Source organism: Psychrobacter cibarius, from assembly GCF_016107535.1.
Classification (GTDB): domain Bacteria; phylum Pseudomonadota; class Gammaproteobacteria; order Pseudomonadales; family Moraxellaceae; genus Psychrobacter; species Psychrobacter cibarius.
This window is the reverse complement of sequence record NZ_JABASQ010000040.1, coordinates 1-7797: the sequence shown is the minus strand read 5'-3', so window position 1 is coordinate 7797 and position 7797 is coordinate 1. Positions and strand designations below refer to the sequence as shown.

The window sequence follows — 7797 nt, the reverse complement described above, 5'->3', positions numbered from 1 at the left end:
GTCAATTAAGGGACGTTTACCTGTCAATTAAGGGACGTTTACCTGTCAATTAAGGACGTTTTTTGTTTACGACCATTAAAAGACATGTTAAATTAACGTCATTGATTAGAATAGGTTTACAGATATGAGCAACAAAAAGTTAAAGAATGAGGTTGTTAAAACTCATAGGCTAAATACAGCTCTACAAAAATTATCACTTGCTGAAATCCGACTTATGCAGTTAGCGATTATAGACGCGAGAGAGACAGGAACAGGCATAGATACCGTAACTCCCTTACCTATCCACGCAAGCCGCTATGCTGAAGCGTTTGGTGTCACAAGACAAACGGCGTATGAAGTTCTTATTGAAGCTGAAACCTCTTTATTTAAGCGTTATTTTACATTTCTCGATGAGCGGGATGGTAAGCCAGTTAAGTCTCATTGGGTAAGTCAGGCAAAGTATTTAGATGATGAAGCAATCATAGAAATAATGCTTACACCTGCTGTAGTTCAAGAGATTACACGTATTGATGCTATAGAAGCTAAAACGCTATTCACAAGATTTGCGCTTGAGCAGGTAGCACCAATGAAGAGTGTGTACTCTGTTAGGTTATACGAACTACTCAACCAATGGAGACAAGCAAAAAAGGTAAGTTTTGATCTAGATGTTTTCAGAGGGCAGTTAGGTGTTGAAGATACTGAATACAAGGCAATGAGTGACTTTAAAAAGCGCGTTCTAAACCTTGCAGTGAAAGAAATAAATGAAAAATCAGACCTAAAAGTTAGCTACGAACAGGTTAAAAAGGGTGTGGCTATAGTAGGCTTTAAATTTAAGGTACTAACCAAAGTGCAACCAAAAAACGAGAAACAAGAAGCTGTTAGAGACGGAGACACAGCAGATATGTTTACGGTTGAAGGGCTAAATGATAAACAGCTAGGACGTATCGTTCGTAACCCTGATTTTATGGCGGAGTACAATCATTTAGTAACCCCGACTAGCCCAGCTGGACAGTCGCAGCAAGGATGGGAGTTTGAAATGATTAACCGACTAAAAAAGGACGCTTCACAGTTTAAGAAGCGTCCAATTAGAGAGTATCTTGAGTATTAATTTCTAAACATGCTTTGAGGTTCTAAAGGCTGATTTGAGAGTTTTTATCTTAGAGTTAATAGGCAATAAATTAGAATAGATGAGAGCACCATAACGGAAACCAAATAAAGTTGATAAGAGTTTCGTTTTATTATTAAAGCCATTACTTTTATAACCTAAATCCCTTGCTCTTGAAAGCCAGTCAACTGATTCTTTTTCTAAGCCTCTAGCTCGGGCATTCCAAGCGGCTTTATAACAATATAACCCTAGTTCAACTTTATATTTATTTAAAGACTTATCTTTTTTAATCCAATTTAGTATGTTGTTGTATTTTATATTTGAAGTGAACAACTGATCTTCAATAGGAGCGCTGGACACTCTAAACGCTGAGTTATGTTGCCAATACGTACTATATCCTTGAGTGCTTATTGATAAGCTATTTGTGCTTATCAGCCCTCTAACTGCTAGTTCTCCATCATCGTCTTTTATTAAGCTCTCATCCCACCCTCCTATTTCTAACACTTTACTTGTTTTCCATAACACACTACATGTAGCTACAAATCCGCCCTTAATCCAATGAAAAATCCAATCACTAGTACTTAAACTAGGAGGTTGGCATAACTCACCTTCAGGAATACTATCGCCATCCCTTCTCCATGGTCCAAATGCAATATCAGAATTTTCTTTTTCTGCTGCAGTTACTAAACCACTAATTAGCGACTCAGAAACAAAATCATCGGAATCTATGAACATGACATATTTTGTCTCAACTTTACTTAAACCTAAGTTTCTAGCATAAGTAGCGCCTTTATTTTCTGCATATGAAATATGATTGATTCCAGATATTTCCCTTAGGACATCTCCAGTATTATCGAAGATCCCATCCTCTATAACAAATATATTACTAGGAAGCACTCCAGCATCTAGAATAGACAATATAGTTCTAGAAATTAGCTTTTCCGACCTATAGCTAGGTATTACTATTGATACATTTTCCAACATTTACGTTCTCACAGTTCTATAGTTTGAGTTAAATTAGTGCTTAAGCATGCTCAGCCATTTCTTTAAACTGAGGATTTGTTTCTACTAGCTCTTGATAAGTGCCCTGATCAACTATTTTTCCTTGGTCCATTAAATAAATAATGTCACATTTCTGTACCGTTTTTAGACGGTGGGCAATCATAATTATAGTTTTTTGACCACTAAAGTCATGTATGGCATCCATGATTACTTTTTCTGTAATACCATCTAGGGCACTAGTGGCTTCATCAAATACCAAAACATCAGCTTCGTGATAAAGCGCTCTAGCAATACCAATACGTTGTCGTTGGCCACCAGACAGTTGGACACCGCGCTCTCCTACTTTCGTATTTACGCCATCAGGAAGCTGCGAAACTAGCTCGGTTAAGCTAGCAAGTTCTAAAGCTTTATTGACTTGTTTTAAATCGATGTCTGTGACAGGTAAACCAAAAGCAATATTTTCAGCGATAGTGCCTTCACTCAAAAAAATACTTTGCGGGACAAAGCCTAATGTATCTTGCCAAGCACGTTTGTTTTCAGAAGTGATGCGAGTATCATCCACATATATATGACCGCTTTGCGGCATTAACAAACCAAGTAATAAATCAATTAAGGTAGATTTTCCAGAACCGGACGATCCTACCAGACCGACCACACTATTAACTGGAATAGTCATAGTCACGCCATTCACAGCAGGTCTGGACTTGCCAGGATAATTAAACTTAATATCGCTTAAGGTGATCTGTTGCTTTAACTCTGTGCGTATTGATAGTGTTTCTTTAGTAATGGGTTTATGGCTGCTAACGGAGCGCTCTAGATCTCCTTTAATTGCTTCAAAGGCTGATAAATTACCTTTGATTTGAGCAATACTAGAATATATTTGTTGTAAAGCGGGCAGTAACTTAAATGCCGCTAGAGCATAAACAGCTAAAATTGGCAGTACGGCACCTAGATTGCCTTCATGCAACTTAATCAGTAGGAGCACCAACCCAATCATAGTGCCAAACGCTATCAGTTCCATAAAATATCGAGGTACTTGACTAATACCGGCATTCAACCCTAAAGCACGAGAGAAAACCTTACCACTTTCCTCAAAACGTTTAACGAAGTCTTGGCTACGATTGAGTAGTAGTACATCTTTAATCCCACCAAAACCTTCATTCATTAACCTAAAGCGTTCAGTGGAAACTTGTGATATTTTTTGACCATTAGAGACTAGTTTTTTACGCACAAGCTTGTAAAGTAAGAAATAAGCGAGAGCAAATATGAATAAACCAGTTATCGCTATAATAGGGTTGTAAATTAAGATGCTGACAGATATAAGAGTAGCTAAAACCACTTTTGCATTCATTTGCATTAGTGGTTGAACTATTCCATTGGTCACCCTTATGGCTTCTGTAGATACCTGCTTGGTCAATTGGGCACTGCTACCACTTGCATGAAACTGCCAGTCTTCTTGCATATAATAAGCATAAAGTCGATCTGCTATTTCAGTACCTACCCGTGCCGCATAAAGAGATAACTTCCAAATAGTAAACATAGAGACTAGGGTAGAGACCGACAAAGCTACCAGCACCAATAAACCGGTGTAAAACACAAAATCCATAGGATCTGTTATGCCAGAAAGTTGATACAACTCAGCAAATACATTGCTTTTTTCTAGTATGGATATATCACCGACTAGAGCCATAAAAGGCGCTATAGAAGCAATCCCTAGCAACTCAGTAAAGGCCATAACCACGACCAGAACTTGTAAGATGTAAAACTGCCTTACTTGCTCAGGTGAAAGCAATGAGAAAAGCTGTCTAATTATTTTTAGCATATAAATTCAACTATGTAATTAACCTGAAAATTCTAAGGTATCGTTCTCTCAATATTGAATAATGATTTTTTCTAATCAGTCAGAAGTGGGTTAGCTAGTTTTATTTAGATATGCTTTTAGGGATTCTAATATTAGCTCTTCACTATACATTTTTTCTGGTAAGGTCGCCTTTTCAGCTATTGCTTTAAAGTCGATATCTTTAATATCTTCCATCCCAACCCTAACATGCGACACTTGTGATTTATCTAGAGTAGAAAAGAAATCCTTAAATTTAAAATCATTGCCTACTAAGTTTTTATCAACAACCTCTAGCCATACCCATGGTATACCGTAGGCTTGTGCAATTATGAGACCATGCAAGGATGTAGAAATACATACAGTTGATGAGCTAATTGAATCTACAACAGATTCCATATCCTTTTGCACATCTATAATTTTTAAATTATCTTTATTAGTAATATTTTCCAAAAAATGTGATTTGTGTATGTAATGAGGACATATACCAATTTTCTTAGAATCATTTACTGAGGGATTATAAAACAACGGCAGTATTAAAGCTGGGTCACCATAAACGCTCTGATCAGGAATGTTTATACCAGCTTCCAATAAGCATTTGGCAGTTTCTCTTCCTCTAACTGATAAAATTTTTGGGTTGTATTTTTTAAGCTCTTTCATCTTTTCATCTGTCGGTTTAGAAATCAAACCACTGCCCCATACAACCATATCTTTTCTATCGAGCCACTGCATGATGCTACCAACAGCCATGATTCCAGGATATTGTAAATTTCTAATATTCAAAACTGGCTTACCCGTTATTTTAGAAATTAAGTATGGACCAACAACATCACCAAAATTAGGCGTACCGTCCCAATAAAATACGGGCATCAATCCTTGTATATTTTTATTTTTAGGGTCAAAAAGAGCTGTATTATTTTCGAAATACATCCTTATCGATGAGTCTTTATTTAAAAGACTATAAGCCTTTACTCGTGCTTCTATTGGAATGAGATTTTTTATTGTTGATCTGACAAGACTATTACGCTTTAGGTTATTCAGAAAAGAGTTCATGCTTTTGATACCAAATTATTAAAAAAGGTCAGTGTAACAAAGAAAGAAAGAAAAAACTAAAGTGCTATCTTATTTAACGTATGATGGTTATGTCCCTCTGACTAAGAGCGCGTTTTCGAGAACTATGATATATTCACCTATTGGTTCATATTTCCCAGTTCTCAAAACACGTTGGGGACACCCCAAACCCCAAAAAACCACGCTCAAAATAGGCAGTCGTTATGGCGATATTCATGGCAAGCACCAAGTCAATATCCAGAGCAAAAGGACAAAGTGCGATCGCGGCCGCTGCTTATCGTGCCGGTGACAAATTGCTTGATGAAGATAAAGATCATGGCAAAACGCATGACTATAAAAAACGCAGTGGCGTATTAAGTGCTGATATTATTTTACCGTCTAACTTGGCTGATGGTGAGATTAGCAGAGCCGAATTATGGAACATGGCTGAGCGCAACGAGACCCGAAAAAATAGTCGCGTGGCTCGTGAATGGTTGGTTGCCTTACCGCATGAATTGAGCGAACAAGATCGCAAAGACTTAGCGCATGACTTCGCCAGAACCTTAGCCGATAGATATCAGGTGATCGCAGATTGTGCGATCCATGTGCCAACCGATAAAGAAATAGAGCGCGGTGCCAGTCCTCTTAACTTCCATGCTCATATCTTATTGACCACGCGCACTGCTACCATTGACGATGACGGCAAAATTTACCTCACCAAAGACAAAGCCGACAGCGAAATATCAGACGATGACCGCAGAAAAAAGGGCTTGCCGCGTATGAGCCATGAGGTTAAAGCCGTGCGCGAGCTGTGGGAGCATACCGCTAACAAGGTATTAGAAGAAAAAGGCCATAACCTGATCGACAGCCGTAGCTATAAATCACAAGGTATCGACCTCGTGCCGCAAATTAAGATGGGTAAAGACGCAACCCACATGGAGCGTAAAGGAATACCGACCGCAAAAGGGCAATTTAACCGTGAAATCATCCAATCTAATGAGCTGGTTTGGAACAAACACCTAGACGACAACCAAAAAACCAATGATAAAGCGGAGCGAACCATCGCAGACTTGCGCGAAAGCAAGTTATTCATTGCCCCAGCTGCGCCTAAACCTGACTTTAAGCCCAGAAAAGTTACTCAGGAGAGTATAGACAGCACCAACGATGCAGTAAACAGGCTAAAAGCGATACGCCTTAACCGCGAGAAAGCGCAGCAAGCCGAGAAAGAGCGCCTAAGACAGCAGCAAATAGCTGCTATTGCACAAAAAAAGCTAGAACAGGCAGAACAAGAGAAGCTAGAGCGACAACAGCGCCGAGAACAAAGACTTGCAAGGATTGCTATGGAGACAGGGGAGTTCAATCATTACTATCAGCAGCTAGAACAGCAGCCCCTTAGCGTTGATCAGTCGCACTTGCAGAAAATCGATCAAAACAGCGAGTTTGGAAAGCACCTTGTAGCCATTTTAGCCACCGACAACCTCATGCAAGCGCTGACACGCTATCAAGATGATCCCAGTACCACCAAGCACCAAAGAACGCTTGCAGAGCTGCAATATGAGCGTTTAGGCAATGATCTTATCTCACATTCGCAATCGGCATTGGATAGCAGTAAAAGCACACGACACACAGTGACGCAAAAACAGTGTACAGCAGCATTAAAGGGCGTTTTTGATGCTATGGTACCTGAGCATAAGCAAAACCTCTCTCAGACGCAGCAGGAGCGCTTACAGAGCGTCTCAGCAGCTATTAATGACCATAGCTATGATATCAACCGCAGTCGTGGCATGACACTAGGATTTTAGATATGACCGACAACGCCCAGTCGATGCAAATAGAAGAATTAGTGCTTCTCCTTCACGCACTTATTGAACAAGATCAAGAACTACTAGCAGACAATAAAGCCCAAGCTCAAGCCAATGAAGAATATGCACAGCAGCTTTCAGCACAGGTTAAGCAGCTAACTGAGCTATTAAAAACCTACCAAGACAAAGAACAGCTGATCACGGACAACACCAATGAAGCACTCAAAAATAATATCAATCTGATCTTTGAGAAAAACCATGAACGCTATCATGCACTAATAGATCAAGGCTTTACCACACATATAGACACAGCCAGTAAAAGGCTATCAACGGTTGCCGTTAAGATTGAAAAGCAATTTGACGATCTTGAGACTGCTGCTCATAACTCAAAGACTGAATTTGAGAGCAGACAGGGTTTTTTCAAAATGTATGAAGATACTTATGAAACCCAAAGTAGGAAGTTACAAGAAAGCGTAGGTAGCACAACGACTGCTGTTATCAATAGTACCAAAGAGAGACTTGATGATGTGGCTAATGATTTTGGCTATAACTTAGTCAAGCATCTTAGCTGGAAGATAACGGCTATGCTTGGTGCTGTCTGTCTTTCAATTATGCTGCTAACGTTCGGTTCAGCTCAGTTGTTTGTTCCTAGTAAAGCTGATATTGATCAAAGACAGTCTAAATATAATGCGCTTGATGAAGCTCAATTATTTAACAAGGTTATTCAAGCTGATGATGGTTACTATGCAGAAGTAGATACCAGCAAATGTAGAAAAGATTTCAAATCTAAGTTTTGGGGTAGCTCTACTTGGTGCAAATTTAAGTAACTATGAAGCTAATTCTAAGTAGTAAAAAACAGCTTTTTATTTTTTAGTTATCAACAACCAAAAAGGCTTTTAATGTTTTTAATGTTTTTAAAAGCTTTTAACTTGTCTGGAAGCATTGATATCATTGGTCTACGCAGGTCATTAAGGGACGTTTACCTGTCAATTAAGGGACGTTTACCTGTCAATTAAGGGACG

General features: G+C 38.9%; 6 protein-coding genes. 3 read left to right on the top strand and 3 right to left on the bottom strand.

Annotated features, from left to right (window positions below):
* Positions 1–124: 124 nt before the first annotated feature.
* Positions 125–1087, top strand: coding sequence for a replication initiation protein RepM (repM, locus tag JFC08_RS13270; protein ID WP_198331054.1), 963 nt, complete (start codon positions 125–127; stop codon positions 1085–1087).
* A gap of 3 nt (positions 1088–1090) precedes the next feature.
* Here the strand turns inward: repM and JFC08_RS13265 are convergent, their stop codons facing one another.
* The 3 genes from JFC08_RS13265 to JFC08_RS13255 all read right to left on the bottom strand — a co-directional run bounded on the left by JFC08_RS13265 (position 1091) and on the right by JFC08_RS13255 (position 4976).
* Positions 1091–2068: a glycosyltransferase family 2 protein gene (locus tag JFC08_RS13265; RefSeq protein WP_198331053.1), complete on the bottom strand. Its 978-nt coding sequence runs from the start codon at positions 2066–2068 to the stop codon at positions 1091–1093.
* Positions 2069–2108: 40 nt separating this feature from the next.
* A complete protein-coding gene (locus JFC08_RS13260) occupies positions 2109–3908 on the bottom strand; it encodes an ABC transporter ATP-binding protein (RefSeq protein WP_198331052.1) in 1800 nt (599 codons plus the stop codon).
* Between the two features lie 90 nt (positions 3909–3998).
* A complete protein-coding gene (locus JFC08_RS13255; RefSeq protein WP_198331051.1) occupies positions 3999–4976 on the bottom strand; it encodes a polysaccharide pyruvyl transferase family protein in 978 nt (325 codons plus the stop codon).
* Between the two features lie 233 nt (positions 4977–5209).
* Between JFC08_RS13255 and JFC08_RS13250 the strand changes: the two genes are divergently transcribed.
* Both JFC08_RS13250 and JFC08_RS13245 read left to right on the top strand, forming a co-directional pair.
* Positions 5210–6775 (top strand): MobA/MobL family protein, encoded by a 1566-nt coding sequence (locus JFC08_RS13250; RefSeq protein WP_198331050.1) that lies wholly within the window; start codon positions 5210–5212, stop codon positions 6773–6775.
* A gap of 2 nt (positions 6776–6777) precedes the next feature.
* Positions 6778–7602 carry a hypothetical protein gene (locus JFC08_RS13245; protein WP_198331049.1) on the top strand — a complete coding sequence of 275 codons (825 nt, stop codon included), beginning with the start codon at positions 6778–6780 and terminating at the stop codon, positions 7600–7602.
* Positions 7603–7797: the final 195 nt, after the last annotated feature.